Origin of the sequence: Oscillatoria nigro-viridis PCC 7112, assembly GCF_000317475.1 — a bacterium.
Classification (GTDB): domain Bacteria; phylum Cyanobacteriota; class Cyanobacteriia; order Cyanobacteriales; family Microcoleaceae; genus Microcoleus; species Microcoleus nigroviridis.
Genome location: NC_019763.1, coordinates 96,101 through 122,056 on the forward strand (window position 1 = coordinate 96,101; position 25,956 = coordinate 122,056).

36 protein-coding genes are annotated in these 25,956 nt (G+C 47.7%); 19 read left to right on the plus strand and 17 right to left on the minus strand.

Annotated elements, in window-relative coordinates; translation table 11 throughout:
* Positions 1-69: 69 nt before the first annotated feature.
* Complete coding sequence (locus OSC7112_RS31380) at positions 70-687, plus strand: hypothetical protein (RefSeq protein ID WP_015211664.1); 618 nt, start codon at positions 70-72, stop codon at positions 685-687.
* A gap of 114 nt (positions 688-801) precedes the next feature.
* Entirely contained in the window at positions 802-1,512 is a 711-nt protein-coding gene (locus tag OSC7112_RS31385; RefSeq protein WP_041623837.1) for a hypothetical protein, read from the plus strand.
* A gap of 101 nt (positions 1,513-1,613) precedes the next feature.
* Here the strand turns inward: OSC7112_RS31385 and OSC7112_RS40405 are convergent, their stop codons facing one another.
* From OSC7112_RS40405 to OSC7112_RS31405, 4 genes are all read right to left on the minus strand, one after another.
* On the minus strand, positions 1,614-1,781 hold the full coding sequence (locus tag OSC7112_RS40405; protein WP_015211666.1) for a hypothetical protein: 168 nt from the start codon (positions 1,779-1,781) through the stop codon (positions 1,614-1,616).
* Positions 1,781-2,773: a DEAD/DEAH box helicase gene (locus OSC7112_RS31395; RefSeq protein WP_041623813.1), complete on the minus strand. Its 993-nt coding sequence runs from the start codon at positions 2,771-2,773 to the stop codon at positions 1,781-1,783. The genes OSC7112_RS40405 and OSC7112_RS31395 overlap by 1 nt, the downstream gene beginning before the upstream one ends.
* 92 nt (positions 2,774-2,865) lie before the next feature.
* Positions 2,866-3,249 carry a hypothetical protein gene (locus tag OSC7112_RS31400; protein ID WP_015211667.1) on the minus strand — a complete coding sequence of 128 codons (384 nt, stop codon included), beginning with the start codon at positions 3,247-3,249 and terminating at the stop codon, positions 2,866-2,868.
* Positions 3,246-3,968, minus strand: coding sequence for a ParA family protein (locus OSC7112_RS31405; RefSeq protein ID WP_015211668.1), 723 nt, complete (start codon positions 3,966-3,968; stop codon positions 3,246-3,248). The genes OSC7112_RS31400 and OSC7112_RS31405 overlap by 4 nt, the downstream gene beginning before the upstream one ends.
* Before the next feature lie 1,164 nt (positions 3,969-5,132).
* Between OSC7112_RS31405 and OSC7112_RS31415 the strand changes: the two genes are divergently transcribed.
* Positions 5,133-6,083, plus strand: coding sequence for a tyrosine-type recombinase/integrase (locus OSC7112_RS31415; protein ID WP_015211669.1), 951 nt, complete (start codon positions 5,133-5,135; stop codon positions 6,081-6,083).
* 554 nt (positions 6,084-6,637) lie between these two features.
* On the opposite strand, the gene OSC7112_RS40410 is transcribed toward OSC7112_RS31415, so the two are convergent.
* Positions 6,638-6,850 (minus strand): hypothetical protein, encoded by a 213-nt coding sequence (locus OSC7112_RS40410; protein ID WP_041623815.1) that lies wholly within the window; start codon positions 6,848-6,850, stop codon positions 6,638-6,640.
* Between the two features lie 29 nt (positions 6,851-6,879).
* Between OSC7112_RS40410 and OSC7112_RS42015 the strand changes: the two genes are divergently transcribed.
* Together OSC7112_RS42015 and OSC7112_RS31425 are read left to right on the plus strand one after the other, a co-directional pair.
* A complete protein-coding gene (locus OSC7112_RS42015; RefSeq protein WP_263053638.1) occupies positions 6,880-7,005 on the plus strand; it encodes a hypothetical protein in 126 nt (41 codons plus the stop codon).
* 192 nt (positions 7,006-7,197) lie between these two features.
* A complete protein-coding gene (locus OSC7112_RS31425) occupies positions 7,198-7,449 on the plus strand; it encodes a hypothetical protein (protein ID WP_015211670.1) in 252 nt (83 codons plus the stop codon).
* A gap of 91 nt (positions 7,450-7,540) precedes the next feature.
* On the opposite strand, the gene OSC7112_RS40415 is transcribed toward OSC7112_RS31425, so the two are convergent.
* The 3 genes from OSC7112_RS40415 to OSC7112_RS40420 form a co-directional block, all read right to left on the minus strand.
* Positions 7,541-7,699 (minus strand): hypothetical protein, encoded by a 159-nt coding sequence (locus tag OSC7112_RS40415; RefSeq protein WP_015211671.1) that lies wholly within the window; start codon positions 7,697-7,699, stop codon positions 7,541-7,543.
* A 556-nt stretch (positions 7,700-8,255) separates the two neighbouring features.
* Positions 8,256-8,600, minus strand: coding sequence for a hypothetical protein (locus OSC7112_RS31435; RefSeq protein ID WP_041623816.1), 345 nt, complete (start codon positions 8,598-8,600; stop codon positions 8,256-8,258).
* 618 nt (positions 8,601-9,218) lie between these two features.
* Positions 9,219-9,479 (minus strand): hypothetical protein, encoded by a 261-nt coding sequence (locus OSC7112_RS40420; protein WP_041623817.1) that lies wholly within the window; start codon positions 9,477-9,479, stop codon positions 9,219-9,221.
* A gap of 310 nt (positions 9,480-9,789) precedes the next feature.
* Between OSC7112_RS40420 and OSC7112_RS40425 the strand changes: the two genes are divergently transcribed.
* From OSC7112_RS40425 to OSC7112_RS31455, 4 genes are read left to right on the plus strand one after another with little or no spacing between them, the layout of a single operon-like run.
* Complete coding sequence (locus OSC7112_RS40425; RefSeq protein ID WP_015211674.1) at positions 9,790-10,632, plus strand: hypothetical protein; 843 nt, start codon at positions 9,790-9,792, stop codon at positions 10,630-10,632.
* Entirely contained in the window at positions 10,622-10,927 is a 306-nt protein-coding gene (locus tag OSC7112_RS31450; RefSeq protein WP_015211675.1) for a hypothetical protein, read from the plus strand. Before OSC7112_RS40425 ends, OSC7112_RS31450 begins: the two co-directional genes overlap by 11 nt.
* Positions 10,927-11,088, plus strand: coding sequence for a hypothetical protein (locus tag OSC7112_RS40430; protein WP_015211676.1), 162 nt, complete (start codon positions 10,927-10,929; stop codon positions 11,086-11,088). The genes OSC7112_RS31450 and OSC7112_RS40430 overlap by 1 nt, the downstream gene beginning before the upstream one ends.
* 39 nt (positions 11,089-11,127) lie before the next feature.
* Positions 11,128-11,322, plus strand: coding sequence for a hypothetical protein (locus OSC7112_RS31455; protein ID WP_015211677.1), 195 nt, complete (start codon positions 11,128-11,130; stop codon positions 11,320-11,322).
* Positions 11,323-11,515: 193 nt separating this feature from the next.
* Here OSC7112_RS31455 and OSC7112_RS31460 read toward each other — a convergent pair whose 3' ends face one another.
* The 8 genes from OSC7112_RS31460 to OSC7112_RS40440 all read right to left on the minus strand — a co-directional run bounded on the left by OSC7112_RS31460 (position 11,516) and on the right by OSC7112_RS40440 (position 16,682).
* Positions 11,516-12,025, minus strand: a complete 510-nt coding sequence (locus OSC7112_RS31460; protein ID WP_015211678.1) for an ASCH domain-containing protein — start codon at positions 12,023-12,025, stop codon at positions 11,516-11,518.
* A complete protein-coding gene (locus OSC7112_RS31465; protein WP_015211679.1) occupies positions 12,025-12,285 on the minus strand; it encodes a hypothetical protein in 261 nt (86 codons plus the stop codon). The genes OSC7112_RS31460 and OSC7112_RS31465 overlap by 1 nt, the downstream gene beginning before the upstream one ends.
* Before the next feature lie 4 nt (positions 12,286-12,289).
* The gene (locus OSC7112_RS34895) at positions 12,290-14,227 is read right to left on the minus strand and encodes a hypothetical protein (RefSeq protein WP_015211680.1); all 1,938 of its coding nucleotides are present in this window, start codon (positions 14,225-14,227) and stop codon (positions 12,290-12,292) included.
* Entirely contained in the window at positions 14,227-14,781 is a 555-nt protein-coding gene (locus OSC7112_RS31475) for a hypothetical protein (protein ID WP_015211681.1), read from the minus strand. Before OSC7112_RS31475 ends, OSC7112_RS34895 begins: the two co-directional genes overlap by 1 nt.
* A gap of 18 nt (positions 14,782-14,799) precedes the next feature.
* Positions 14,800-15,519, minus strand: coding sequence for a hypothetical protein (locus OSC7112_RS31480; protein WP_015211682.1), 720 nt, complete (start codon positions 15,517-15,519; stop codon positions 14,800-14,802).
* Positions 15,520-15,581: 62 nt separating this feature from the next.
* On the minus strand, positions 15,582-15,962 hold the full coding sequence (locus tag OSC7112_RS31485) for a hypothetical protein (RefSeq protein ID WP_015211683.1): 381 nt from the start codon (positions 15,960-15,962) through the stop codon (positions 15,582-15,584).
* A 4-nt stretch (positions 15,963-15,966) separates the two neighbouring features.
* Positions 15,967-16,143, minus strand: a complete 177-nt coding sequence (locus OSC7112_RS40435) for a hypothetical protein (protein ID WP_015211684.1) — start codon at positions 16,141-16,143, stop codon at positions 15,967-15,969.
* Between the two features lie 2 nt (positions 16,144-16,145).
* Positions 16,146-16,682 carry a hypothetical protein gene (locus OSC7112_RS40440; protein WP_015211685.1) on the minus strand — a complete coding sequence of 179 codons (537 nt, stop codon included), beginning with the start codon at positions 16,680-16,682 and terminating at the stop codon, positions 16,146-16,148.
* A gap of 171 nt (positions 16,683-16,853) precedes the next feature.
* On the opposite strand from OSC7112_RS40440, the gene OSC7112_RS31495 reads away from it, so the two are divergent.
* Genes OSC7112_RS31495 through OSC7112_RS31505 form a run of 3 tightly spaced genes read left to right on the plus strand, consistent with a single transcriptional unit; the run spans position 16,854 to position 18,184 of the window.
* On the plus strand, positions 16,854-17,087 hold the full coding sequence (locus tag OSC7112_RS31495) for a ribbon-helix-helix domain-containing protein (RefSeq protein ID WP_015211686.1): 234 nt from the start codon (positions 16,854-16,856) through the stop codon (positions 17,085-17,087).
* A 12-nt stretch (positions 17,088-17,099) separates the two neighbouring features.
* On the plus strand, positions 17,100-17,840 hold the full coding sequence (locus OSC7112_RS34900; protein WP_015211687.1) for a hypothetical protein: 741 nt from the start codon (positions 17,100-17,102) through the stop codon (positions 17,838-17,840).
* Positions 17,828-18,184 carry a hypothetical protein gene (locus tag OSC7112_RS31505; RefSeq protein ID WP_051041626.1) on the plus strand — a complete coding sequence of 119 codons (357 nt, stop codon included), beginning with the start codon at positions 17,828-17,830 and terminating at the stop codon, positions 18,182-18,184. The genes OSC7112_RS34900 and OSC7112_RS31505 overlap by 13 nt, the downstream gene beginning before the upstream one ends.
* 122 nt (positions 18,185-18,306) lie before the next feature.
* Here OSC7112_RS31505 and OSC7112_RS31510 read toward each other — a convergent pair whose 3' ends face one another.
* Positions 18,307-18,651: a hypothetical protein gene (locus OSC7112_RS31510; RefSeq protein ID WP_190274464.1), complete on the minus strand. Its 345-nt coding sequence runs from the start codon at positions 18,649-18,651 to the stop codon at positions 18,307-18,309.
* A 168-nt stretch (positions 18,652-18,819) separates the two neighbouring features.
* Between OSC7112_RS31510 and OSC7112_RS31515 the strand changes: the two genes are divergently transcribed.
* From OSC7112_RS31515 to OSC7112_RS31540, 7 genes are all read left to right on the plus strand, one after another.
* Positions 18,820-19,071 (plus strand): ribbon-helix-helix domain-containing protein, encoded by a 252-nt coding sequence (locus OSC7112_RS31515; RefSeq protein ID WP_015211689.1) that lies wholly within the window; start codon positions 18,820-18,822, stop codon positions 19,069-19,071.
* 47 nt (positions 19,072-19,118) lie between these two features.
* Positions 19,119-19,658: a hypothetical protein gene (locus OSC7112_RS31520; protein ID WP_015211690.1), complete on the plus strand. Its 540-nt coding sequence runs from the start codon at positions 19,119-19,121 to the stop codon at positions 19,656-19,658.
* 526 nt (positions 19,659-20,184) lie between these two features.
* The gene (locus tag OSC7112_RS31525) at positions 20,185-20,388 is read left to right on the plus strand and encodes a ribbon-helix-helix domain-containing protein (RefSeq protein ID WP_015211691.1); all 204 of its coding nucleotides are present in this window, start codon (positions 20,185-20,187) and stop codon (positions 20,386-20,388) included.
* A gap of 367 nt (positions 20,389-20,755) precedes the next feature.
* Positions 20,756-23,599 carry a DUF3854 domain-containing protein gene (locus tag OSC7112_RS31535; protein WP_015211692.1) on the plus strand — a complete coding sequence of 948 codons (2,844 nt, stop codon included), beginning with the start codon at positions 20,756-20,758 and terminating at the stop codon, positions 23,597-23,599.
* Positions 23,593-23,727, plus strand: coding sequence for a hypothetical protein (locus tag OSC7112_RS42020; RefSeq protein WP_255513216.1), 135 nt, complete (start codon positions 23,593-23,595; stop codon positions 23,725-23,727). Before OSC7112_RS31535 ends, OSC7112_RS42020 begins: the two co-directional genes overlap by 7 nt.
* 392 nt (positions 23,728-24,119) lie before the next feature.
* Positions 24,120-24,230, plus strand: coding sequence for a Tn3 family transposase (locus tag OSC7112_RS42510; RefSeq protein WP_071884050.1), 111 nt, complete (start codon positions 24,120-24,122; stop codon positions 24,228-24,230).
* 619 nt (positions 24,231-24,849) lie between these two features.
* A complete protein-coding gene (locus OSC7112_RS31540) occupies positions 24,850-25,056 on the plus strand; it encodes a hypothetical protein (protein ID WP_041623820.1) in 207 nt (68 codons plus the stop codon).
* Positions 25,057-25,956: the final 900 nt, after the last annotated feature.

Sequence of the window (25,956 nt, forward strand, 5' to 3'; positions counted from 1 at the left end):
AGTAAAAATCCCCAAATCGGACAAATATTTGTTTTCACAAAATTAAGTTAGCAAATAGGTTTGAGTTCTATGAATGATGAAGCAGTAATTTTTTTGAACAATCTGTTACAACAAGAACCCAGTAGAGTGCAATCTTGGCTGAACAGCGTTTGGGAAGATCGACAACAAGTGCCCATAAATTTTAACTGGCTTGGGCTAGCCGAAACTGCTGCCTTTAAAGCCAGCGATCTGGCATCTAAATCTGAGGAATACCGTCAGTCAAGTTTAATTTGGGCGCAGATAGCAGTTTTAGTCTATAACTTTTTAGCTCGGAACCGCTCTAATGGAGCTATTCGAGAATCCCTTATAGAATCGTTAATGAACTTGCGTTTATACATGATATTGCAACTCGGAGCGAGGGTTGACGATCCTGTTCTAGATCCGGCACTAATTATAAGTTGTTTTTTTGAAAATTTAGAATTTTCTTACGAAGATACTCTAGCTAAAGCTTCTGTTTGGAAAAAACTTTTTAGAGATAATATCCCCGAAGCGATATCTCAAAAACTTGAATCAGATATGGAGGAACTCAGGAGTTTAAAAAAATTAAAGTTGCGTTTAGGAATCATAAAAACCTTATTAGAAAATAATCGAATAGCTCCAAACCAAGTTCTTCAGGCTTGGGTTTCTATTTGGGAAAATTTACCGTAAAAGGAAAAATTGAACGCTCGCACAACCTCGATGCTGAGTGGAAATGAACTTCCCCCTGTACAAAAGCAGCCAACCCTGTATAAAATACAACAAAACATCGCTCTACCAGCAACCATGACACCTAAAGTAACCATCCAAGAACTAGCCTTAGCCCTCACAGCCAAAAACCACTCCCCCACCCTCCTCAACTCAGACTTCCTCAAATACAGCGGCATCGTCCCCCCCGACTGGGAACTCGCCCGCCCCCCCGTTTTCAGTCCCCAAATCTCTCAAGTTGCCTTCACCAACGGCATCAACATCGTCGCCCAATCGAACGCCATCACCTTCATCGAATCCCTGAGTACAAAATCACAAGAAGACGTAAAAATTCCCGCCGTCATCCGCAAGTACGTCGAAGCTTTACCCCGCACCGACTATCAAGCTTTAAGCATCAATCCCAGAAGCTTCATCACCTTTGAAGCAGGAGACGAAAATGCCGCCCGCGAGTTCATCACCTCCACTTTACTCTCGAAAGGCACTTGGTCTGATGTGGGGAAAGCTCCCGTAAAAGCTGCTGTCAATTTAGTTTATTCTCTGGAACAAGGAGAACTCAATTTGAGCGTTGCCGAAGCTATGCTGCAACTGCAAGAAGCTGACCCAACTCCCGCAGTATTGTTCTCCGGTAGTTTCCAGTACGAAATAGCAGGCGAATTAGAAGGCGAGAAACTGCAACACTTGTACAAGCTTTTGGAAAATTGGCAGCCTGATTTAGAGGCTTACAGGGAAATCGTCAACGTGCGGTTTTTGGGGGTGAAAGAAGTTGAAAAGTTGCCGTCTGCCGCGTAAAAGATAAGAAGGTAGGGGCGTGAGCTATTGGAGCCTCAATCAACTTCTTTCAACCGCTCCATCTTCATCGCAGTTCGCTCTGATTTCCAAGGCGTGAGTCCCTACCCGGACACTTCTTTCAACCCATCCTCCAGCAGCATTCGCACGATATCCACTTTCTTGCGCCCAGTCCTAGCCGCCAACATCGACAGCTTGCGGTGCAAAGATTCAGACATATCCACAGTAAACCTGACCGTCGCTTCTTTGTCGGGTGCTTGCAACTTGCTCATCAGGCTAGGCTCCTTCGCTGAAATACACTCATTGCTAATTTAGCCGCAGACCGATTTAAAATTTGAGCGCGGTTATAGTAATTTTCAATAGAGTGAGTAGTTTTTTCATAGAGAGTTTGTTCGCTAATTTCACCTTGAGTGAGTTCGTAACTCAGAGTGTCTGAAATTCGCATCGGATAGATGAGAGTGCCATCAAAACGCACCATTTCCTCTTTGGTGCGTCGCATAAAATGTTGCTGACGAGAAGCAGGAGGGTAAGTGTTAAAAGCGTCATAAGTTGACAAGACTTCTGGCTCTAATAACCGCCACAAATAATAGTAGGGAAAATCCTTCCCCTGATGAGGGGTTGCTGTCAGTAACAATAAATGCTGACAAGTCCATTCTAATTGGCAGTTTTCATCATCGTTAATTCCGACCAAAGCTTCTGCCAGTTGGTAGCGTTTAGTTTTGCGAATATAAAAGTCTGGTTCGCGATCGGCCGAGAGTTTGTGAGCTTCGTCAAATATTACTAAATCATAGGGAATTACTGGCGACTCTTGCAGACGCGAAAACATTCGCTCTCCTACTAAAGTATCAACGCTAACAATAAGAAGGTTGCTATTTTCACCAATAAAGGGATTAGTAGATTTTGCTTCGTTGCCAGTGGCAATGCGAAACGGCAGACTAAATAATTTGTTCATTTCCCGTTGCCAGTTTCCCAATAACCCAGCCGATGATACAATGAGAACCCGGTGAATTAAGCGACGCGATAGCATTTCGCGAATGTAGAGACCTGTCATAATGGTTTTACCAGCACCGGCATCGTCAGCAAGGAGAAACCGCAGTCGCTGATGTTGCAGTAAATGTTTGTAAACTGCAATACGCTGGTGGGGTAAGGGTTCAATAAGTGAGGTTTCTGTGGCGAAGGTCGGATTAAATAAATAACCGTAGGCCAGACGCTCTGCTTCTGCAACTGCCCAAACTTTTCTGGGACTGGCTGAAAATTTAATCATAATATTTGTTCGCGCCTGTTCCTTCAGTTTTTAATTTCTCATCCTTCATAGGAAAGATAAACCATTCTGCCATTGCGATTCCCTAAAAAAATCTAAAGGTCTAATAGGTTTAACTGTTTACGCAACTGCTCAACATTCTTGATTTGGCTCCAGTCCACATCAGCCTGTTGTAACAGAGAAATCGCCACCCCCATCAAATGCTGAGGATACACTCGTTCTGCTGGTGGCACAGCTTGGGCGTTGTTGTCCCTAACAAGTCTGGCTGTATCTGCTAACCATTCGTGCTGGTTGCGAGTAATTTTGAAATTGACCGCTACCAGTTTCTCCTTGGAATTAGCCAGAGTCGCAGCTTCAACCGGAGGGTCAAGAGCGGGTACCCTATCAGCTTCAATATCTACTGGTGCCGGTGACTGCTTAATTCCCGAAAACTGGCTCAGCTTTCCCATCCCCCCCATCTTACTCTTGGGTTTGTTCACGACAACCTCCACAATTTTTTGCACTCTGAGGCCAAAAACCGATAAGATGAAGCACCGGAGGACTTGGCAGCATAGGCGGTGACAGGCTTTTGCTGAGCAATAGATTCTGCCACAGCAATGTTGTCAGGAATCACCGTATGCAGCAGCCGATAGTCCAGTTCCACAGAAGCCTCAACCAGCAAACTGTCAGCTTCCTGGGTTAACAGCAGGCGCGACTTATAGCGAGTCCGTAACACCTCAATTGGCACTCCTGTTTGCTCCCCTCGAATTAATTCCACCGCTTCCGACAACCCTTTAAGAGCAGCCGGTTCGCACAGAGTCGGAATCAACACGCGATCGCACGCCAACAAAGCTTGTACCGAAACAGAGGAAAGCCCTGGCGAACAGTCCATCAGGCACACATCAAACCCCTTAAGCTTAGAGAGGGCTGGGGTGAATAAATCATGAGGTGACTGCAACTGGAACAGTCCCAAATCCCCCGGAATCAGCCACAGATTTTTTACCTCTGTATTTAATGGCTCTACGTTATCTCCCTGAAGCCAATCTAAAGCTGTCGGCTGCTGACCGTCTTGACCTAACCCAAAACTAAGGGTGCGCTGCCCATCCAAGTCGAGCAGCAGGACGCGACACTTACTTGCAGCGAGGCAAGCTCCTAAGTTTAAAACTGTGGTACTTTTCCCCGTACCGCCTTTGAAATTGAAAATAGCGACCTTTAACATAAAATCCTATTAAGGTCTAATCATCCTTTAGCTTAACACTTTTATATGCTTAAGTGTTAAACTCATAAACTGTTAAACGTCTAATAGGTTTAACAGTTTAATGACAAGTCTGAGGTCAGCCGCAGATTGGCAGTTACAGCACGAGTGAGGTAAGTAGGTAGGCGGAACCCATTTCTTGATGAAACCGGGTTTCTAGGGTGTACTTCATAACCCTCTTCTGTCACTCTGGGAAAATCAAAGTGAGAGCCAAACTTTAACTGTAGATAAAGCGGGGATTTGAGCGTTTATTTCCTAACAGAATGGCGAAATCAAAATTTTTGATAAAAGCCTTATGCTCTAAGGATTCCAGATTATTCTTTCCCGAAAGTTACAAAAAAGGGATAAACCTGCAATTTGCTGCTGGCTGTATAGTCTGGGGTTTTTTGTCTGACTGGTTAGACCCAAAGTCAACTGGGGCGATTGCTCTTTTGGGTAACGATCAAACGATCAATCGCTAGCTTGCCGTAATTGGTTAAACAGTTAAACGTATTATACCTTTAGCTGTTTAGATGAATATCCTATAACTGGCTTTTCAGGCAACTGAAGCGATGTCGCGCTGGGGCATAGCGTTCCGTTAACTGCGATCTCCGTGCTACCTGCTGATAGCTCAACAAATGCCTTGGCTTTCTTGAGGCGATCGCACCACCCTCAGTTAGGATATCCGCGATCGCACGGCTGCCTGCTCTCCCTAGATAACTCAATCGTATAGGGTCAAGGTTGAATGGCAGATAATGTTATTCAGGGTGAAGGTTGCACGGTCAGAGAAAGCAAATTCGACTTCTTTTTCGGGCGCGTTAAGTTAAGTAGGCGCTGTAAAACGCAATTATGTAAACGATTGTAAAGTATCCCAATTCCCTAAGCATGGCTAAGTCAGCCCTGTTTACATACAGTTACATAGTTGAGTTTAATTCCGCCTACCTACTTAAACTCCCTCTTAATTAATTCCTTTAAAAGCTCCACTCTTCAACAAAAATTGAAGGAGAAACGGCAGCATCTGTTGATGCTCCCGCACTTGCAGCAATTTCTAGGGGCCAGTCAAACTTTTTTTGTTGTGATTGCACTAATTGTCCGACAATTAAGAGGAATTCCTAGAATTGCTGTTCTGACAATTTCATAGGTCGTCCTTTGAACGCTGTTACCTCAGATTTAACGCTCTTGTTGCCACAGCCTCTGCCGCTGACTTGTCACCCGGTGGCGGTGTACCTTTCTCTGTTGGCACCCGGCTCACAGCCGACGATGCGGCAGTCTCTTGATGCGATCGCGTCTTTGCTGACGGAGGGGCAGTGCGACGCGATGACGCTGAATTGGGCGACGCTGCGCTACCAGCACACGGCTGCGGTGCAAGGGGCATTGATAGCACAGCACTCTCCGGCTACTGCTAAAAAGATGATGTGTGCTCTGAAGCGGGTGTTGAAAGAATCACTGCGGCTGGATTTGATGAGCGCGACTGACTATGCCAAGGCGATCGATTTGCCTAAAATTAGGACATCTGACAAACTCAGGGGGCGGGCCTTGAGCGCTGATGAAATTGCCACTCTGTTTGAGGTGTGCCACAATGACTCGACTCCGGCAGGCGCTCGCGATGCGGCTCTGCTGGCGATTCTGCGGGTGGGTTTGCGCCGGGCTGAAGTAGTGAAGCTGGAATTGAGGGACTTTAGTGCTCGCACGGGTGCTATGAAGGTACGAGGCGGTAAGGGGAACAAAGACCGCACGGTGTACCTTCCTGGCGATGCTGTGAAGGTGGTGGAAGATTGGCTCGTGGTTCGGGGTCGGGAAGCGGGAGCGTTGTTGTGTCCGGCCTGGAAGATGGGTCGGATACATATCAGACCGCTAACACCGCAGGCGGTATTAGTGATTTTGCAAAAGCGGGCAATAGAGGCGGGGGTGGAGTCGTTTTCTCCTCACGATTTCCGCCGGACTTTTTGCTCGGATTTGCTAGATGCTGGAGTTGATATCGTGACTGTGGCGGAGCTGGCGGGGCATTCTTCGCCTGCAATTGTGGCTAAATATGACCGCCGGGGAGAGGAAAGGAAGCGGCTCGCTGTGGAGCTGTTGTCGATTCGGAACAAGCGTTGAACTGCCAACAAGCGACCGTAGTCTGGGAGTGCGAATTGACTTCTAGGCTTATAGATGAAGCTGGGAGACGGAGCGAATGAGAGCGATGTACAAGGCAGCTTCGGCTGAATATCACTGCGTTATTGACGGGTAGTTGTTCATCGTCTCCACTTCACCTATAAAGTATTCTGCCGAACCCTAGAGACAGACAAAATATTTCACTCCTCAAACCGTCACGGAGCAAGGGTTTCAGGCGTTGATTATCAATTAACTCCCAGATTCTTTCAGTCAAGGCGTCAAACCTTTATCCCGCCTAGGTTTTATCCACTTGGGTATAATGCTCAACTCTAGGGTTGATCCGTACTACTTTGCATCAAGTCCCACAGCGCGCATTAACGAATTTCGGAAACCCGTCAGGTTTCCAGCCCAACAGAGAACAATAAAATGCCTGTACTCCAAATCCCATCCATCGCCTAAAATATCAGCAGGCTCTAAAAATCCAAGTTTACGATGGCATGGAGGTAAAGGTTGCGTCGATTTGGGGCGGGGCTGTGGTGTTTAAACGGCTAGGAGTTTTAGTTTCCCAAGTTTTGCCTGCATCTGTCGCTTGATTTTCGGCCTCTTTGACTTAGCAAAGGAATCGTTTCGTCGGCTTTCGGATTGAGTCGCGGTGCCAGAACCGCCGCATGGAATTGAAAATAACCGCTCAGGGCGAGAGAATCCGTCGCCAGCCAAGCTTCACCACCGGCTCCCGTTACTCCGCCACCGCTCGCCAGACGCTCGCTCACCAGCAATTTCTAGCTCGCCCGGACGCACGTTGCAGACTGGCACATCAGAAGTGATGCGCTTTACCGAGACTAGCGACAGCATTAGTTTCAAGGCGGAGATCGGCTTAGTAGTTGGTGCGGTAGCGTCGGTGTGGCGATCGGTTCTGGGGCGGTAGTTTTGTTTGTACTAGATGAATACTAGCATTATGTCTAGTAAATTTTTAGTAATAAAGCTAGTTTTTGTGTCTAGTATTTCTCCCGAGTCAATGCTAGTATTTTTGTCTAGCTTATGTACTAGATACCGCTAGCGAACCCTCCCATCGCTGGGGGCGGGCAACTGTTAGCTAGCGTCCCGGAGATCGGACTCTGTGACGATTGCCTTTAACCTCGCTGCGATTGCTGCTCGCGTCCCTTTTGTGTCGGTTCCCGGAGCCGATGCCAGCTTGCGGATTGATTGGATCGAAAGTTTATTAAGCCGTCCCTCGATGTCCGGCGTTGTTGGCGCGATCGGCCGGCGCCGTGCTAGGGTAGTTGGCGCGGTAGCGTCGGTGTGGCGATCGGTTCTGGGGCGGTCGGAGTTTTTTCGGGCACTGGTTTTGTTTGTACTAAATAAATACTAGCACTATACCTAGTAGACATTTAGTAATTAAGCTAGTTTTTGTATCTAGTATTTCTCATGAACCAACGCTAGTATTTTGTCTAGTTAATCTACTAGATACCGCTAGCGATGGGAGGGTTCGCTAGCGGTCGGGCAACTGTTGCTGATAGTCTTGGATCTCGCGCTCGCTTGGCTTGTAGGGCTGCGATTTGGGCATTCGCGGCGTCGATTTTTGAGGCGATTTGAACGAACTTGTTGGCTAACAGAGTCATTGTTCTTCGTCCTTTGGTTGTGTGTGCTGATTGTGAAGCGTATGTAGCGAGCGGTTTGTGTCGTTTCCGTTTCGCTCTAACAAATACTAGCATGATGTCTAGTATACGTGAGGGCAGAGACACTAGACAAAAAGCTCGATTAAGATGCTAGATAAAAAGCTATTTGTGTACTAGCATAACGTCTAGTATATATTGATAGTTTACGCGAACACTAAGGTCAAAAGCAACCCCATCCTTTGCAGATGGGGTCAAGTATCTGGCAAATTTCAGCATTCCAAGTTGAGCCAGCACCGCCGACTGATTTTCACTTTCAAGCACTAGAGCCGGTATCGTCTCGCCGGCGTGCAGGGTTGAATTTTCGTGCCAGAACTGCGGCGTGAGGCTTGAAAGTGGCCAGAGATGACTTTGTACCCATCGCCATCTCGCCGTAACACCGGGGGAATTACGAAGCCACCAAGAGCCAAACTCAACTCCCCTGCGATTTCTAATTCGTTCGCGTCAAAGTTGCAGGCCGGGATATCGGACGTGATGCGCTTGACCGAAACCAGCAAGAGCATTAGTTTTTTGGCTGGCGGAACCTGGAAGAGCGTCCGTTATCTCCCCGGTTCGGCGGTTCATCGCCGTTGTTGGTTCCGGTGGCTGTAGTTGGTGTTGCCGTTACTACGGGAGCAGTAACGGGGATGGCTGCTGCTGGTGCGGGTGTCGTTGGTGCGGTTGCGGGTGTCGTTGGTGCGGCGTAATGTTTTTTCGGTTGTGTCGATTGCGTCGGCTTGGGAAAAGGCGCTGCTGTTTCGGCGGCAACAGGTTCAAGAGTTTTCGTGGCTTCTGCTTTGACAGCTTCGTAGCAGGATGTCCGCGCTTCCCAGTGACACCTGACAACATCGGCGGCTGTCTCCGACACTTGGCAGACGTAGCGGTTATCCTCAATCAGGCGGGCAAAGGGACAGACGCTCGCAAGTCAGCGTGGAGGCTGTGGGGCGGTCGATCGTCGGTGTGGCAGATTGTGTTACGTTCATGATTAGATCCTTTGGGATTTAGCCACCGCTTTAGGCGTCAGAAACTTTGGGCGGTGGTTTTGTCTGTACTAGACATATACTAGCGTTTTGCCCCGACCAATGTCTAGCGTTTTGCCAGCCATGTCTAGCGTTTTACCAACTAATATCTAGTATATTAGTCTAGTTTGTATGAGTATATTTGTCTAGTTTGTATGAGTATATTTGTCTAGTTTGTATACTAGATACCGCTAGCGATGGGATGGTGCGCTAGCGGTTGGGCAACTGTTAGCCAGCGGCCCGGATATCAGACTCTGTGACGATCGCCTTTAACCTCGCTGCTATGCTTGCCCGCGTTCCTTTTGTGTCGGCTCCGGGAGCCGATGCCAGGCGAGCGAATCGACGGGATCGAAAGTTTATTAAGCAGTCCCTCGATGTCCGCCCCTGGTATTGGTGTCGCGACTGTCGGCTTGCGAAAAGGCGCTTCCGTGGTAGCAGCAACCTCAACGTCAATTGCCGGGTCAATCTCAGGCTCTGCCCAAGTTTCCGGCGCAATTCGGTGCGGTAGGTTCCGGCTCGATCGGCTCAGTCGCTTTTGCGAAGGCCGGGGAGAGAATGCCGATCGCCGAGGAGTTGAATTTGCTCTCGTTAGCCGCTTGGAAAACTTCCACCTGAGACGGATCGACGTGATGCAACATCATCAGCGCCGTGTCTACCTGCTTGAGCGCCGACTGGCAAGCTTGTTCGACTGATAGTAGTTGCTCCTGGTGTTCTTGCAGTTCGCTCAATTTTGCCAGTCGGCGCGGTGATTTGAGCGTTTGTGGTGTCGAGCGCGCTCTGCAATTTGAGCGAACTTGGCGGCGAGTAAGTTAATCATGGTTTCTACGTGTGGTGTGAAGTGTGTATGTAGCGCGGGTTGTGTCGGTTCCCGTTTCGCTATATTTATATACTAGCAATTTGTCTAGCAATTATTAGCGGTTAATGTCTAGTATTTGTGAGGATTAGCGCTAGTACATTTGTCTATTTTGTATTTAGACAAATATACCAATATACTGCTAGATTAGAGCTAGTACACCAACTAGACATTAAGTAAAAACTATGGCAGACAAAGAACGCCTTCAACTGAACCTGCGACTAGACGGACGGCAGGATTTGCTAGACACCATCAAAATCATGGCTAAAAAGGAAGGATTGAGCCTCAATGCTTGGGTTGTGGCGGCACTGGCCGAAAAAGCAGGGATGAAGCCTGCTAGACCTGCACCAACCGATGATTTAGAATCAGCAATCACCTCTGTACTAGACAAGGTACTAGGCGGCAAACTAGCCAATATCAAGTCAGAGCTGAGGGCGGAATTGGGGGAGCTCGCCGCCGCTCGCGATCGCAACCAAGACGAATCGCTCAGGCTGGAATTAGCCCAAACCAAGCGGCAGTATATGGAATTGCTCGAAAATTCAGCCGCTACTATTGGCAATCTCAAGAAGGAATTAGAGGAAGCGCGATCACAATTGGCAACTGTGCAGGCCGATCGGGATGAACTAGCCCAACTCAAGAAAGAAGTTAAGGAAGCTGCGACAGAGATTCACCTGGAGGAACGGTCGATCGAGACTCAGAAACTCCGCTGGCAACGTGAACTTTCTGATGCCAAGTCTGAGCTAGCCGACGCTAAAGCAACCATTCTCAAGCAAGGGGACAAGATGCGGGAATTGGAGCGGGGATACAATTTCAAGCCTAACCCCGCAGAGTCCGCCTTGAGGCTGGAAATAGGCGACTTGCAAGATGAGCTAGACGCTTACAAAAAACAGCAGCCAGCCACTGCCAGCGAACTACCAGAGCCAGCCGACTTGCTCAATCAGTTGAAGGGGCGACGTAAGAAATCTAAGGCAGAGTTAGCAGATGTTGAGAAAATCTTAGAAATCCTTGAGGGTAACGATGACGAATAAACAGTTTGAGCAATGGATGGATGCAGAGAAGGCAAAGCTTGCTGAGTGCCTGCGGGGTAGCGGGCGGCTAGATGAGGATGGGCCCGATATTCCCGGAATAAGTGGAGCCGACAGCTTGAAAGATCAATACTATTGGTTTGAGTTGGGCAACAACACCCCGCCAGCCGAAGATGGCATCGACTGGGAAACTATCGAAAAAGAGCTAAAAGCCTTTGCTGGCGAGGTAATTACCGAATGGTACGAAAAGAAGAAAGCCCAAGATAAGCGCGAAGCCTACGAGATGGGGAGGGAGTGATGATGATGAACCAACTTGAACAGAAAACCTTTAAGGAGCTCAAAACGATCGCCCACCAGCTCAACGCCAAACCGACGGGGAGCCTGAAACAGCGCCAGACTTGGGAAGCGGCGATTATCAACCAAGCTCAAAAAATGGAGCCGCTTCGATCGACGCGGTGACAAACCCCATCCTCCGCACCTATTGCCTCGGTGGCCGGGATGGGTGTAGCACTCTCGACGATCGAAGCGGCCCTCGAATTGGTTGAGCGGCACTGCTACCCCAGTCTTTTTCGCAAGGCCAGTCCGATTGACTTAATCGAGAACAGTCCGGCGGCTCAATTGGCGGCGAAAGTGTTGCCCGGTATTTTGGGCCCAACAAAAACCCCCGGCACACGGGCGGGGGTTTCTAAATGAAGGGTAATTAATAATTGGTAATTGGCAACGGGTGTTACCCCAATTAACTTAACCACAGTGTAGCGGCTTAGGAGTTTGGGCGATCAGTACAATAGGTTTGTCGTTTCAGCAGCGGCGACACATTCCAAAAAAGAAGCCCCCGGAGATTCCCGGAGGCTTCTTTTTTATTCGAGCTAGTGTTCGTTTGTTGTTGTCAAATCACCGACAACACAGTCCGGCTCGGTTCATCTGTGACAAGGTAGCGCTCGGTTTTGTTGGCGATGTTCAGTGTGGCTATCTGTTCATGGGTTAGCTGTTGAATCTGCTGCGGTGGCTGCCAGCGATGGCCCCAGTTCTGCCGAAGTCGGGAAAGCGCGATCGGACTTGGCAGAAGTTCGGCGGCATCAACCCAAACACCAATACCCGATTCCTGATTGGTGTAATAAGTCTTGAACTGTTCGCGCGATACTTTTGCCAGCCTTCCTTGCCGAGATTCTTGCCACAGTCGATCGAGAGCTAGCAACTCACGCTTGATAACTTTGACTGTGCCGATTACTTCGCCTACTGGCAAAGTCGAATAAATGACTATACTGTCGCCAGCTTGGAGGGATGCTCCAAAACTTCCTTTCCTGAGTTCGATCGCCTTTGGGTTGTAGGTAAGGAAGAAGGCTCTTGCCCAGCGCGGATGTACGGATATCAGGAAAGTGTGGGAAGATTTAATCATTAGTTTGTACCATCCGGCTCTTTATCATCGGGATTGTAAAGACCATCAAAATCACAGTAATTGCACCCGCATCCTTCACACCGAGGGCATATAGCAAGTGCCGGATATTCAGCCTCAAATTGCTTGATAGTAGCCTCTACTTGCTTGCCTAAGTCTTTGCTCTCTGTGTAGCTCTCAAGCACCATTGCTGTGATGATTTCCTGTGCTTCCGGTGAGAATCCATCGGGGATGAATTTCGAGATTAATTCCTTAAGTGTCATTGGTTTATTCCTCCCCATTGATTAGTCGATCGAGCATTGCCCGCGCTTCAGTATATAGGGCGTGATTCCTTCCCCCGCGACGCACTCCCCACAATAGCCAGATAGTCTTTTCTTGCCCTAATTCTTGCGCGATGACGAGCTTGGCTAACTTCATTTTGTCCTCCTGTTCCAGCGGAGAATCAGCGGCAAACACTGCTTTTTCGGCTGTTCCGGTTAACAACTGTTCCAGCATCTCAGAAAGGTGTTCCCTTTGTTCAATAAGGCTTCCGGGCTGTTCCGGTTCTGGCTCTAGCGGGGTTTTGGGTGTTCCAGAGTTTTCCGAAGTGTTGGGAGTGTTCCACGTCGGAACATCGGCAACTGCGGACTTATGCACGTCAATTTTGGGCATCAAGCCTAATACTGGATTCCCGATCGTAGATAGAATAATTGGGGTTTGTTCAGTCATTGAAGGCTCGATTAACAGCCTCAAATCTGACGTTAATCTGTCTCTGGTTTCCTTACTGGCGATGACGTTTGAGTTGTTTAACATTTGCTCAATTACACCATAGGAGCCTTGCTCTTCATCATTGCTCGTAGTCCTCACTAAACCCTGAGCTAACAGCGCTAAATTAAGCCGGATATTACAGTCAGCAACACCACTAGAGGCGATGTTGAACGATTGCGTACAGATGAAGTAGCCGACATTGTATTGCCCCCCGACGGTAGCTATCGTTCCCAGCTTAGTCGCGACAGATTCCCAGATAGCAGCATTTCTTTTTTGGGACAAACATTGATGAGTCGCAAACCAATCTTCTAAGATTAATTTGATTGGTCTGTCGCGGTAGGTTTCCTCTGTCGCAGGTTTCGACTTCCGGGTCAACAACTTTTCGTAAACTTCATCAAGGAACTGCATTGACTGTTCAACCTGCATAGGGTCAAAAACCATCAGACGATTGCTACGAACCCCTGGAAAGTCTTCGTATTTCTGGGAAATCACGTAAATGTCAGACCGTGGGAACCTCGTTATCAAGTCCCCTAACCACTTGTGCAGAGTGTGTGTTTTGCCGCACCGGGTAGGAGCTGCTAGGAAAATTGATGTATTGATGCCCGCTAAAGAATTCAAGACTTTAGCGGCTATTTGTCGGGATATCTCAAGGTTGGGATTTGGCTCAATGGCTGGTGCTGCGACTGACTGATCCACTTTGTCGCCGGGGTTATTGATGCCTGCCAGAGTTTGTGTCAGGGACAACAGGAACGGAGTCTTTTGATTCCGCAAGAACTCCATATATTCTTGCTTTTTGTCATCCGACAGTCCTGCCGTTTCCGCCTCAAAGATGGCTTCCTCAGCATCTAGTTGAGCGATTTTGATGTCAGCCTCACCTAATACTTCGCACTGTTTGAGTACCACGGCCCGATCGTTCGCAGCAGCTTCTAAGTCAGCTTGCAGGTGAACTTCAGAGATTGCAACACCGCGATAATCCTCCAACAACTCCCCGCGAGCCGTGATTTCGCCTTTCGCTAAGTCGCGTTTTTGGGCGATGGCTTCATAGCCGGCAAGTTGGCGCTCGGAGTTTTGCAAGCTCCGCAACCCCACTCCCGCAGCACCAAAACTACAGGCAGAAAGCAACATCCACAGCGCTTTATGGGGATTAGTTGCGGGGATGGACTTACGAAAAACTACCTCACCGGGGATGCCGTCCGCTTTCCACTGTTGGGCGTGGTACTCGGTCATCAGGTAGGACTTGCCAGATTTGTCGGCACATTGCAGTGTCTGTTTGTTGCGGATGCAGACTTGTACCGTATCGCTTGCTGTCCCCTTGAGAGCTTGTATGCCGCCACCGCAAGCGAGAGCTAGAGCTACGCCAACTGCCGACAGTTTGGTCGTTACCGAAAATCCCTCAAAAGTCAACAGCAGTGCGCGATTCGATTTAAGTAACTGAGCGTGTTTTGCGGTTAGTGCCATTACTTGCGCCCTCCTTTGAGTTTGAGAACTAGACAAAAAACGATGATGGAAAGCGCTAGAGGGGGAAAGTAGTTCAGGTACAGCATCGGATTCGTTGGCTTACCCGCTGCCCTAATTTGTTCAATGCCTGTGGTGATACGTGCTTTTGCCCCTGATGCTTGCTGCGATTCGGAGATAGGTTCGGATAAGCTGGCAATCATGCCCCCAGTTACTCCCAGTCCGACAATTGCAGAAGTCCAGCGGTTGCCTGATTGCCCGGTAATCTTGGCGGCCAGATAAATTTGATAAAGTCCGATCGCGAATACCGACCCGCCCGCGACTTGCATAGAGTGAAAAGCAAACACCACTGCCGAACCTAGTGCTGCGGGTGCTGCGACTTCGCAGAAATTGGCGGCATCTCGGTAGTTGCGTTCGGCGTTAGTCTCTGGCAATGGGTCAATAGTCGGTGCTGTAGCTTGCCGATATTGCTGTTGTTGTGACTGTTGTGGCTGTTGCTGTTGTTGAATGCCCCCTCCCGTAAAGGAAAGGGGACTTGACCCGATGAATTCGTGCATTAGTCAGTCCCCTTTTGTTTAACGGTTGAAGTTGATTAAATTTGCGAACCAACCCCCAAACCCTCTAGCCGTACCAGTTGCTGACACGCCGTTAGTTGGGTTTGATTGCCCGCCAACCATCACTGGCACTTTGTCTTGAATACCTTGGCTTGTTCCATTTGTTGCTCTATTTAGCAATTCTTGGCGCTTTGCCCTAAGCCCTTCTTGGATTGATTGACGTGTTGCTGCAACCGCCCCCCTGTTGGCGATCGCCCCCATCTTGTTCTCATGCGCCCACATCTGAGCTTGTAAATCTTGCTGGAGTTCGTGGGCAATTTCGGTCAATCCCTTCTGCCTTTTGTCCTCAATCTTGAGCATGGTTGCCCGGTCTTTGGCATCCAGCAATTCCATCTCGGAACCAAACTCCGCATTGAGTTTGCGTATTTTAGCGATGGCATTTGCAACTTTAGATCCAAATGTTTTCCGTAATTCTGTCCATGTCACTTGCCCTTCAGCAACTTTCGCCATTGCTTCAAAGTAGGTGCGGGCGTTGTTTAAGAATGGTTCCAGAACTAAGGCAAGCTGTTCAGCATTATTTGCTTTGTCGGCAAAGGCTTCGAGCTGGCTAACATCCGATAGATAGGAGATGATGTCAGATTCTACACCGCCCCATTCTGAAGCTTTCTCATCAATGTGTGGGCTGTGTCCGGCGGCTGGATTGGCGATCGCCAAACTGCTGTTGTTACGTCCAAAATCCATATAAAATGTCCTTAGATGAGTCCCCCAGCGCAAGCTAGGGGAAGAATTACGAGCCAGTCGATTTACTTTCCTAGGGCGATCGGCTGGCTTTGATTTGTCATTTGGTTGAGCTTGTCGGATACTCGATCGGCTGCCTCGTGTCCGACATGGGATAAAAACTCCCCGCGTCGCCAACTTTCCGAAAGTTCGATCGCACGTTCTAAGTCGAGCCCAACTGCGACATACTGGCACTCAGGAAAGTCCATCTCTTCGGATTCATCCTCTGGCATAGCTTGCCAGCCGATGATGAAATTTTCGATTGTTTGTCGCTGTTCGGGAGAGAAGCGGGTATCAGGGGCCAGATTATCAAAGATTTCGAGATAAGAGGCCAGCCGATAAAGGGCATCATCCCCGCAATCAGGGATAAGAGCGATCTGAGCATCTATGTAGCTAGAATTTTTCATCTTTTTAATCCCTCAAGCTTTGAATTTGTCCGATTATTTCAATCCCCTTCGCGTCGGTAATTCCTTCTTCTCTCAGGCTTTGGGCTGCCACTAGAACAGCATCCTGAGATTTCTTGGCACTGACATTAAACACTCGCGGGGTGTTGCTTTCGCGTTGCACTTGAACTTTGTAAAAAGCCATAATTACGACTCCTGTAAGTCTGCAAGGCCGGCTTTGACTTCTTCGGTAAAGCCCATCCGCACCTCTGCCGCTGCCTGTTTTCCTAATGCGCGCCCCAGTTCTCGGTAATTGTTCAGTAACCCAGATTTAAAGGAAGCAATTTGGGTCAGGTTGCTGTCAGCCACAGTTGCAGCAGTGGTAGCGATTTGGTTATGTTGCCCCAAATAAACAATTGCTGACGATGCTGAGACAGATGGCGCGGCCGGTGTCTTTTCCACTAAGTTGCGGAGTTCGGTAAATTTTCCATCGTTCAGGAGTTCGATCGCGTCCAAGGCAATTTGAGAATACTTGGTCGCTCTCGCACCACCGCGTCGCAGGGCTTTGATGTCAATGCCGTAGATGCCCTGCAATTTAGCGATCGCCTTTTGCAGTCCCGACTTGTTCAAATTAAGAATCCGCTGCACTTGCGCCGCTGAGTACCAACGTTCAATCGATTCTTCCTTTGGAGTATCGATTTCTGTAACCTCTACGTCAATCACAGCCTGGTTTTCAAGTTCCATAGTTTCGCCGGCTTTAGGAGAATCAATTCAGAATCGATTTGGAATCGATTCGCTATGTGTGCTATTTTAGTCTCAGCTTACATCACTTGTCAATAGTGATGTAAGTGATGCTAAATTTTTGTATTAGGAGACTTTTGCGGATAATGGTGAATATGTAGACACCACAAAGCAATGACCACTAAAAGGCCACGAACTACCATCAGCTTTGACGATGATGAATATGCAGAATTAAAAGAATGGGCGGATTCTGAATATCGCACCATCCCTCAATTAGTTCTGGTTTTTGTCAAAAGGGCGCTGGAGGAACGAAGAGAACGCAACGGCCAAGACTCGCAGACAGTAACCGTCGCGTCTACAACAGTAAGACCGACTGCAACAGCGAAAGCTAAGCGGAAAGGCAACTAGAGGTGCTAGTTAATGTCTAGCGCTTCTCTAACAAATGTCAAGCATTGGAGAAAAAACTTAGTGACCGAATCAGTTAGAGCCACCCGCGCCATAGTACAGATAGGCTCTCTCACAGTCGATGGGTTCATGCTGCCAGACGGCAATTACCGCATGAGCCAGACACAGGCGGCGGAATGTGTTGGAAAACCTGAAATTAACGCCCGACGGTTTTTGAGTTCGCGGTTTCTTGAAGGTAAACCGTTTGCGTTGATTGACGTGGAAACGCCTTGTGTGATAAGAGGCGCAACGAGAATTCGGGCAGTCTCATTCGACCAAGTTGTCGAGTATTGGCAACATCAGGTTAGGTTGGGCAATCAAAAAGCTGTGGCTCTCCTAACCCAGCTTTCACGCAACGTCACACCTGGACTAGAACAATTCAAAGGAATGCGTGTCGTTTCAGTTGCCAAACAACGAGTTAAACGCGAACAAGACTACGAGAAGTGGTATGTTAACCAACTTCAAGTAGAGATTGGAGGTGAAACTGAAGTCCTGACTCCTGCTGGTTCAATTGACCTGTTAACGACTTCTCAACTAATCGAAGTCAAGCATATCAAGAACTGGAAGACTGCGATTGGGCAAGTCCTGGTTTACAGTGCATATTACCCATCGCACGAAAAACGAATTCATCTCTTTGGAACCTGTCACGAGTCATTCCTAGATACCGTTAAGCAACACTGCCAAAGACAAAACATTGTTTTGACATGGGAACTATAACCGCACTCGAACGAACGACACTTTTGGATTCAAAAGCTATCAAAGCTTTACTGGGTCAAGGTTATACGCCCGACACTATTGAGATTGAAAGCTCCGATCAACTTCGCGGTCAAAGTCGATTCAATGCCCTTCCCTTAGAAGTGGCTACTGCTTACTGGCTTACTCAGGCCGGCGAAGGAAAGAAACAAGCATTGAGCTTAGTTTGGGCGCTGCTGACTGAAACCCTAGAACGTCGCTTTGACACTGCTTTTAGCATCACTCGCACCGAGCAGGAGCGAGACGAATTGCTCAGTCAGCGAGTTCAACAGCTTGAGCGCGATATCCGAGAGGCATTCGCTTGTTGACGATCGAGCCAGAATCGAACGCGACCACTACGAACGGTTGCTTAGAGAAAACGGCATCGACCCTTGGAAAATTCCGGGGACAGGCGATGAGTCTGGCTGAGCGGCAGCAACAGCAAAACTGACTATCCCGTCTCAGCTATTCCGCCGATCGAGGGAGAAGATGCGGCGGGGGATGCTTCTACTAATTTCCGCAATTCGCTAAGCTTCCCTGCATTCAGCAATTTGCAAGCTTTCAGGGCAAGCTCAGAGTATTGAGTGGCCCGTGCAGCGCCACGGCGTAAGGTTGCGATATCGAGGCCGTAGATGCTCTGGAGTTTGGAAATCGATTGCTGCAATCCCGCTTTGCTCAGTTTCAGCAGCCCTTGGATTTGTTGGGCGGAGTACCATTCTTCAGCATCCTCTGGCTCAGAGTCAATCGATAATTCGGCTTCAACGTCAATTACAGCAAGGTTTTCGGATTCCATCATTCAGCCTGTTTTAAAAACGACATTTATCGATAAAAACGATTTCTATCGATGTGTGTTAATGTAGCAGATAGCTTCGGAAGCTGTCAACTATCTTCTGAAGTTATCGGAGAATCCCCATTGAGGACAGCTTCTGAGGTTTACTGAAGATATCTGATATCTTCGGAGCTTATGGGAGTTACTAAAAAAGCGAAAATTACATTTACTTGTGAGCCAAGTCTTAAGGACGGTTTAGAGGTATGGGCACAATCAGAAAGTCGCACTCTCTCAAATTTGATAGAGATGATTGTTCGACAAGCTTATCAAGAACGCTCTACTCCCGATCGCCCATCCGATCGCCCCCCTGAACCGCAGCCAACACAAGCAAAGCCAGCAACAGCAGCGAAAGCTAAGCGGGGCAAGGCAAGTAAGGGTGCTAGTTAATGTCTAGCAACTATTTAGTAAATGTCTAGCCAAGGAGAAAAAACTTAGTGACCGAACCAATCAAAGCCATAAACGCCACCATCGAATTAAGCGATACCTTGTCAATTGACGGGTACATGATGCCAAACGGCGAATTCCGAGCGGGTGCAGTCAGCGTATCCGCAGTAATGGGTTACAAACGTAACTGGCTTTTGGAGATCGAGGATAAGTCCCCAGATAAGCTAAAAGCGTTATCAGACAAAGGTTATAGAGGCACGAGTCTGATACCAGTTCAAAGGGCTGGTAGAGGCGGAAGTAACAAAGCTCGAACTATCAGCCTCAAAGACCTCACCACGCTAATAACGGTTGAGGCGCTTGCTGGCAACAAACGAGCGATCGCACTTCAAGCGGCCTTCACCCTAGAAGGACTGGACTCTCGGTTCCGAGATGCTTTTGGAGTACAGCAGCGGACACCGGATGAAAAGCGGCGGTTCTTTGGCCTGACTTTTGAGGAGTTTCTTGAGGCATTAGCTGAAAATCGGGCTGAGCTAGAACAGTTGCGGCTACCGGGCGATGACTTGTATTACCCAGAGGGCGATGAGGAGTGACCCTTGGGCATTCCGGGGACAAGCGATGAGTCTGGTTGAGTTGCTATCAAGGTTCTCCCAGCTGATCGCCCGTGGGCATCGCGACTGTGGGAGTGATCAGCTACCTATTAAATAGATCGTTTACGGTTTTATTAGGGGTGAGAATACCACTTTATGTAAAGTGGTAAATACGCTAAATCACCGATGCCTACTGGTTTCTCGATCCAATTCTCTGGTATTTTTTGGTGGATTATAAGGCTGTCAAAATACACCATATCTCTAAAAAAATCAATAAACGCTCGACTGATATATAGTCGTCTATCTACGCGGGTAGCTAATTTTTTAGACAAAGGCGCGATGGCTGTCCGATCGAATCTGCGCGGTCTGGAGGATTTTCGGGTTTAGATTTTGCCAACCTTGGCATGACACCTACTCCCTAGTTTTGAGCCAATCACTCCAGACGTTTGGAAAATTAGTTTGAGTGTTCGATCGCAATAAACTTTTGTAGTGTAAGATATGAGGAAACAACGCTCTTTTTTAAGTTCGTATGTCGCAAGAAACTCAAAAAGTATTCCCCCGAATGACGTGCAGCCTCAGCAATGAATTACTGCACGACATAGACAAGATTTGCTACGAACATCGGGTAAATAGATCGGAATTTGTTCGGGAAGCCCTAACAACCTATCTCAAATACTTTCACGCACAAGCTCACAAAATCAACACATCAAACGAAGAATCCCTAGTAGTCTAAGGGCTTCTAGGGATTTAAATTGTTTGAAATTGTTTGAAATACACTCCCAACTTTGTTGATTATCGGGCAAGACTAGCAACAAAGTTGGACTCTTCCACATCAGAGATGTGGCTAATAGTCTAATTATGAACTATAACGGCTTTGATTATGCAGTGCGTATAATCAAAAGGTGGAATTCTTTTCCCCAAAACGCTAGACGCGGTGCTATTGCTTGCTTTGCGAGATTCTTCAAAAATGCGTCTAGTCAAAAAAACTTCTTTAAATCTGGAAACCCTGGATATCGCTCAATTCTACCACAATCCCTTGTAAATACGCAAGCAAACCGGGGATTCTCTGCACCTACCTTTGAAGCGATCGGGGGTGCAGCATGAATACCCCACAATCTACGCAAGAAAGCCACGAGCTTGATACCGCGCAACCTACACCGGAACATCAAGCCCACATCGAAGCCGACATCGATCGGGGTGATGTAGTGGTGGCACAAGCCACGCCGGATTTAAGCGGCTTCGGGGTATTGTGCAGCCTTAACGAAAAATTTTCCCTCACCCCCGAACACGAGCAAAAAATCGCAGATAGAGGCTTACTCAACGACTGGGCTCGTGCGACTTGCTGCTCTATAAGTAAGGCTCAAGCTTCTTTGGCAGGGTTCTCGGTGAAATCGGCAGGAATCTTGTTCAAAGGAGCGAATGGGCAAGAGCAACTCCGGCCCGACAAGCCAAGGAAAAAGAGCAACGGCGACATCATAAAGTACGAAACCAAATCGGGGGAGGCTTTCGATGCTATTCTCCCCACAAGCCCCTACACCCCAGATTACTGGGATGAAGCAAATCTGAGAAAGGAGTGCTACCACATTAACGATGTGCCCTACCTTCTCGTTACTGAAGGGGGCTACAAAGCGATTTCTGGTTGCTCAAATGGCATTCCCACGATTGGATTGCTAGGTGTCGAGATGGGTTTGACGGGCAAAAAAAGCGACCCCGAAAAACAGCGATTCCTGATACCGACTTTGCGAAAATATGCAGAGGCTGGCTTCGGCTTTATCATTGCCTTCGATGCCGATGCCCTCACAAATTCCAATATCTGCGAGGCCGAGCGAAAATTGGCTAAGCAATTGGGTAAATTCGGTGTGCCAGTGCGGACTATTACCGGAGATTGGGCCCCCGCCTCAGTGATTGAGGGAGGCGAGGTGAAAAATACAAAAGGTATGGATGATTTTATTCAGCATAAAGGGATTGAAGAATTCCGAGCAATCCTCACCAAAGCCAAGCTATTCGGCGAGAAAGAGAATGATGAGGCGGGAGAACGCCCCGACAAAAAACCTCCTACACCTCGCAAGGTAGCAGCCCAAATAAAAGAGGATTACGGGCATCAATGGAAATACGATAACGAGCAAAAAACGTGGCGTGTATGGAACGGTAAGTGCTGGGAGAAGATTGAAATAGGGGCGTTTACCAGTTTGGTCAAAACCACGCTAGATGCAAGAAATATAAACTACCGTGGGAGCGCATACATTGAGGATGTTAAGAAACTATTGGAGCATGATTTGCGCCAAGTTCGCTGGCTGGCATGGGACAATACGCAATACATCAATTTCAGCAATTGCGTACTCGAAGGCAATAAGAATAAAGCCCTAGAACACTCTCCGGGCATGGGATTTATTTCATACTTGCCGTATGATTATAAGCCATTACAAGGCGACTTGGGAGATGGTCTTGAGGCTCTATCGGTAAATTGTCCAAAAATTTATAAATTTTTTCACGAGGCAATGAATGCCGACAAGCGCAAAATGCTAAAGCTTTTGGCTATCATCAATGCCCTACTCAAGCGCCGTTTTTTTGACTTGCAAATGTTCGTTCACCTAATAGGAAAGCCTGGTAGCGGTAAGGGTAAATTTGCTCGGCTCTGCCAGAAGTTGGTAGGCAAGGATAATTCTATCGGATGCCAGCTTGAGCGCCTAATCGACGGCTCGACTAAAGCTTCCTTAATTGATAAGCAATTGGTAGTTTTTCCCGACGAACGCAAACCAGTAGGAATTAATAGCATCCTAAGCTTGACCGGGGGCGACGTAATTAGCTACCGGGAACTGCACACTCCGGCAGCTAGTGCTTACTTCTACGGGAGCCTGCTGATTTGCTCCAATAAACCCATCTTTATTGGCGATACCACTGGATTAGAGCGCCGATTATGCCTAGTTGACTTCGATAATCCCGTACATGAGGATAAGCGCGATCACAGCCTCGAAGCAGAGCTTGATGCCGAAATACCTGCACTAATCACCATCGCCCTCTCATTGCTCGATTCTGCTGTTACCCAAGCAATACGCGGCACTGGAGCAAACCAGATTATGGAATTCAAGCTGAAAGAATGGGAAATGAAAATCGAGACAGATTCTATCGCAGCATTTTTCGATACAGAGCTGGTGCTTGCCGACTCAACAACGACTCCGACCTCAAAGCTATATGAGGCCTACAAAACTTGGTGTGAGAATAGCGGGCTGAAGCCTTTTAGTCTGACCAAGTTCCCCCGCCACCTAAGCGAACTGCTGACCGATCAGAGACTACCCGCCAAGTGGTGCAAGGCTCGAACATCAACGTTTGAGGGATTGCGACTGCGATCGGAACATGATGAGCATCCCACTTACTCACAATCCCTAGAAAGCCTTGCACCACTTGCTACACCACTTTGCACCACTTCTACACCACTTGATGCACCACTTGAGAATATACCCAGCAAGGGTTTGCACCACTTGCACCACTTAGAAGATAAACCTTACCAAGAAAACTCAAACAATCAATTTTCATCACCGGAAACAGCTTGTAATCAAGAGGCAATTACAGAAATTCCTGTACAAGCAAAAGAAAATCCCCCCCCAAGTGGTGCAAGTGGTGCAAACTCCCTGCCTGCAAACATTTCAACTGGTGCAGCAACTGGTGCAGAAGTGGTGCAGGATACCCCCTCAAGTGGTGCAGTCGGTTCAAAGCATAAGGAATTTAAAGAGGGCGACCGCGTAGTTATAACCGAGGTCGGCCACCTACACCACGGGCAGAAGGGAGAGGTGATTTGCGTTAGCTACGGCAGTAGAGAGACGGATTATCGAATCAAGCTCGACAAAGCATCGCACAATCTGGAAGTGATTACAGTTGCGGTTCCAAAAATCTCACACGCGCCCGTCTTGATGCAATTGAAGGCCGAGGAAGGCACACCATGCTAGAAACTAAGCAGCAGTCCCGATCGCCCTCCCCGTCCTCGATCGCCCAAGATGCCCACGCCGAATGTGTCGAGTTCATCCGATCGGCAATAGCCGAAGCCGATCGAAGCCGCTACCAAAAAAATAGCTAATTTTTGTGTGCCCAAAAGTCAGGCAAGTGCCGTATAAAGTCGGGCAAGTGCTGTACAAAGTTAGTGAGAATGCAGGCATTTGCAGGGGATGCACTTTACCTGCAAATGCCTGTAAATATCCTGCTTTCCGCCTGACTTTGTAGGTCAAATTGCTGCTTTTTTGTGCTGTTCGTGTCTTGACCTGTTGAGACTGTTTATGGCTGTTCTTTCTCGGTAGCAAGCAATGTTTTTGTGATCACAAACCATGACTAATGTGTGCAGACATAAAAATAATCCGCCCCATCAATATTGAGCATACTGCTTACCCACAGTTCAAACCTTATTGATATGGAATAAGGAACGACTCGCGAGTCGCGACTGAAGCGTCCATGCCTCAATAAGAGCGGTAAGGTATGGGACAGGCACTGCGAATTATGTTTTTGTTGGAATATATTAGCGATCGCTCCTTACGGCAAGAGATTACTGCTTGTACTCATAACGTGGAGAATTATAACCGCCATTAATAGGTGGAAGTTGAGCGACTGCTGTAAACCGACCGACTGCTGTAAACCGAGTCAGGCGGTAAATTTTTATCCGACTGTCAAGTTTTGTTAGACAACAACAGTTTAGCCCATTGCAAAGCGCGAGTCCGACAACAGCAATTTACGCGACTGTCAAGGCTGACATAACGGCTGCTGTGGTGCCAATTTTCTCATACTCCTTAAATTTGATTTTTTATTCAATTTAGATAACGGCTGCTGCGCTTCCACTTTTCTCGCACTTGCTCAACTTGATTCTTAATTCAACTTAAATACTGTAACTTGACTATTAAATCAATTCGGATTTTGTTAAAAAGGCTAAAAAATTAGCTAATTGTTGCGTCAGCTAAAATCAGGGATTTGCAGTATAAAGTCAGGCGTTTGCAGTATAAAGTCAGGCAAGTGCAGGTAAAGTGCAGGGGGTGCACTTTACCTGCATTTACCTGAAAATATCCTGCAAATGCCTGACTTTTTCGGTCAAATTACTGCCTTTTTGTGCTGTTCGTGTCTTTACCTGTTGAGGTTAGTTAGGGCTGTTCTCTATCGGTAGCAAGCAATGGTTTTGTCCGTACAAAACCTTATTTATTACTTTTAAATAAAAACGATGCACCCTGATGAATGGGGCATCCTAGGTGTCAAGGCGATCGCGCTCTTGCTGGCTATCGGACGAACGATTCTCTCGCCATCATCGACATCAGCCGGTTGCTTCGCTTGCAAACAGGAGGGCAAGGCGCGATCGCGTCGGGCATCCATCGCTAATGCCGAACTGCACCAATTAGCTTGTGTCGTGCCCGGCGACGCTCCATCGTAAAGGCGGCTGTCCTGTACACTCGCTCGCGTGAGTCGATATTGAAGCCAAGAGCGAGTGTACAGCGGGCGTCAAAATCCAAACAGCGAGCGAGTCAAACTTTCTCTTCAAGGCTTCCCAGAGTGAGCGTGAGCTAAACTCCAAATTGCAACAATTCCTATGGCACTTTGCAAAAACCATGAAAACCATAAATTGATCATTTTTACCCCCCTCTTACGTCTATTTGACATGGCTTGCTATGCGACTAGCGCACTAACTAGGAGGATTCAAGAGGTGTCGGAGTACAAAAAATCAATTAAAAAGCAGCGAAACTTAATTTAACTTAATTAAATTTTGTGAATTTTGGAGGAAATATTAGGAAATATTAGGGACAAGTAGGAGATCTTAGGAAAAAAGAGGAAAAAAGAGGAAATATAAGGGTTAAAATATAAAGCTTTTTATTGCCTTCAGTAACAATTGTGGTGTTATTTCTTCTTACAAAAAGTTGCACCCTCTGTGTGGAGAATGCAACTCGCGCTTATTGCTGGCAGGCATTACTTCTTAGAAGAACCTGACCTTTGTAGTAGTCGTAACATCACTGGCATTAGTACCTGAATCAGCGAGGCAACAGAGCAGATGAAGATAGCGAACACTCTGCATGAGCATTGTGGCAGCCCGAAAAAAATACTCTTCCACTTCACTTCTCTTATACAAAAGTGCGTTAGCACTGCATTCAATCAAACTCGCCTCCCTGTACTGCAACTCAAGAAGAGAAAAACGCTACCGCTATTGTTCCGATACATTAATATGCAATAGCTGAATGGCTAATAACGAGGCCGCTATCTTTTAGGCAACTTTAACAGTCTATTCGTTTAGTTCGGTTTGCTCAATTATGAAAGTACAGCTTGCTATAACTGCTACAGT

What these genes read in the sequence shown, in the direction of transcription:
- OSC7112_RS31380 (WP_015211664.1), top strand. Translation starts at nt 70, where the DNA reads ATGAATGATGAAGCAGTAATTTTTTTGAACAATCTGTTACAACAAGAA.
- OSC7112_RS31385 (WP_041623837.1), top strand. Translation starts at nt 802, where the DNA reads ATGACACCTAAAGTAACCATCCAAGAACTAGCCTTAGCCCTCACAGCC.
- OSC7112_RS40405 (WP_015211666.1), bottom strand. Translation starts at nt 1,781, where the DNA reads ATGAGCAAGTTGCAAGCACCCGACAAAGAAGCGACGGTCAGGTTTACT.
- OSC7112_RS31395 (WP_041623813.1), bottom strand. Translation starts at nt 2,773, where the DNA reads ATGATTAAATTTTCAGCCAGTCCCAGAAAAGTTTGGGCAGTTGCAGAA.
- OSC7112_RS31405 (WP_015211668.1), bottom strand. Translation starts at nt 3,968, where the DNA reads ATGTTAAAGGTCGCTATTTTCAATTTCAAAGGCGGTACGGGGAAAAGT.
- OSC7112_RS40415 (WP_015211671.1), bottom strand. Translation starts at nt 7,699, where the DNA reads ATGACTCTGTTAGCCAACAAGTTCGTTCAAATCGCCTCAAAAATCGAC.
- OSC7112_RS40425 (WP_015211674.1), top strand. Translation starts at nt 9,790, where the DNA reads ATGGCAGACAAAGAACGCCTTCAACTGAACCTGCGACTAGACGGACGG.
- OSC7112_RS31450 (WP_015211675.1), top strand. Translation starts at nt 10,622, where the DNA reads ATGACGAATAAACAGTTTGAGCAATGGATGGATGCAGAGAAGGCAAAG.
- OSC7112_RS40430 (WP_015211676.1), top strand. Translation starts at nt 10,927, where the DNA reads ATGATGATGAACCAACTTGAACAGAAAACCTTTAAGGAGCTCAAAACG.
- OSC7112_RS31455 (WP_015211677.1), top strand. Translation starts at nt 11,128, where the DNA reads ATGGGTGTAGCACTCTCGACGATCGAAGCGGCCCTCGAATTGGTTGAG.
- OSC7112_RS31460 (WP_015211678.1), bottom strand. Translation starts at nt 12,025, where the DNA reads ATGATTAAATCTTCCCACACTTTCCTGATATCCGTACATCCGCGCTGG.
- OSC7112_RS31465 (WP_015211679.1), bottom strand. Translation starts at nt 12,285, where the DNA reads ATGACACTTAAGGAATTAATCTCGAAATTCATCCCCGATGGATTCTCA.
- OSC7112_RS34895 (WP_015211680.1), bottom strand. Translation starts at nt 14,227, where the DNA reads ATGGCACTAACCGCAAAACACGCTCAGTTACTTAAATCGAATCGCGCA.
- OSC7112_RS31475 (WP_015211681.1), bottom strand. Translation starts at nt 14,781, where the DNA reads ATGCACGAATTCATCGGGTCAAGTCCCCTTTCCTTTACGGGAGGGGGC.
- OSC7112_RS31480 (WP_015211682.1), bottom strand. Translation starts at nt 15,519, where the DNA reads ATGGATTTTGGACGTAACAACAGCAGTTTGGCGATCGCCAATCCAGCC.
- OSC7112_RS31485 (WP_015211683.1), bottom strand. Translation starts at nt 15,962, where the DNA reads ATGAAAAATTCTAGCTACATAGATGCTCAGATCGCTCTTATCCCTGAT.
- OSC7112_RS40435 (WP_015211684.1), bottom strand. Translation starts at nt 16,143, where the DNA reads ATGGCTTTTTACAAAGTTCAAGTGCAACGCGAAAGCAACACCCCGCGA.
- OSC7112_RS40440 (WP_015211685.1), bottom strand. Translation starts at nt 16,682, where the DNA reads ATGGAACTTGAAAACCAGGCTGTGATTGACGTAGAGGTTACAGAAATC.
- OSC7112_RS31495 (WP_015211686.1), top strand. Translation starts at nt 16,854, where the DNA reads ATGACCACTAAAAGGCCACGAACTACCATCAGCTTTGACGATGATGAA.
- OSC7112_RS34900 (WP_015211687.1), top strand. Translation starts at nt 17,100, where the DNA reads ATGTCTAGCGCTTCTCTAACAAATGTCAAGCATTGGAGAAAAAACTTA.
- OSC7112_RS31505 (WP_051041626.1), top strand. Translation starts at nt 17,828, where the DNA reads ATGGGAACTATAACCGCACTCGAACGAACGACACTTTTGGATTCAAAA.
- OSC7112_RS31510 (WP_190274464.1), bottom strand. Translation starts at nt 18,651, where the DNA reads ATGATGGAATCCGAAAACCTTGCTGTAATTGACGTTGAAGCCGAATTA.
- OSC7112_RS31515 (WP_015211689.1), top strand. Translation starts at nt 18,820, where the DNA reads ATGGGAGTTACTAAAAAAGCGAAAATTACATTTACTTGTGAGCCAAGT.
- OSC7112_RS31525 (WP_015211691.1), top strand. Translation starts at nt 20,185, where the DNA reads ATGTCGCAAGAAACTCAAAAAGTATTCCCCCGAATGACGTGCAGCCTC.
- OSC7112_RS31535 (WP_015211692.1), top strand. Translation starts at nt 20,756, where the DNA reads ATGAATACCCCACAATCTACGCAAGAAAGCCACGAGCTTGATACCGCG.
- OSC7112_RS42020 (WP_255513216.1), top strand. Translation starts at nt 23,593, where the DNA reads ATGCTAGAAACTAAGCAGCAGTCCCGATCGCCCTCCCCGTCCTCGATC.
- OSC7112_RS42510 (WP_071884050.1), top strand. Translation starts at nt 24,120, where the DNA reads ATGGGACAGGCACTGCGAATTATGTTTTTGTTGGAATATATTAGCGAT.
- OSC7112_RS31540 (WP_041623820.1), top strand. Translation starts at nt 24,850, where the DNA reads ATGCACCCTGATGAATGGGGCATCCTAGGTGTCAAGGCGATCGCGCTC.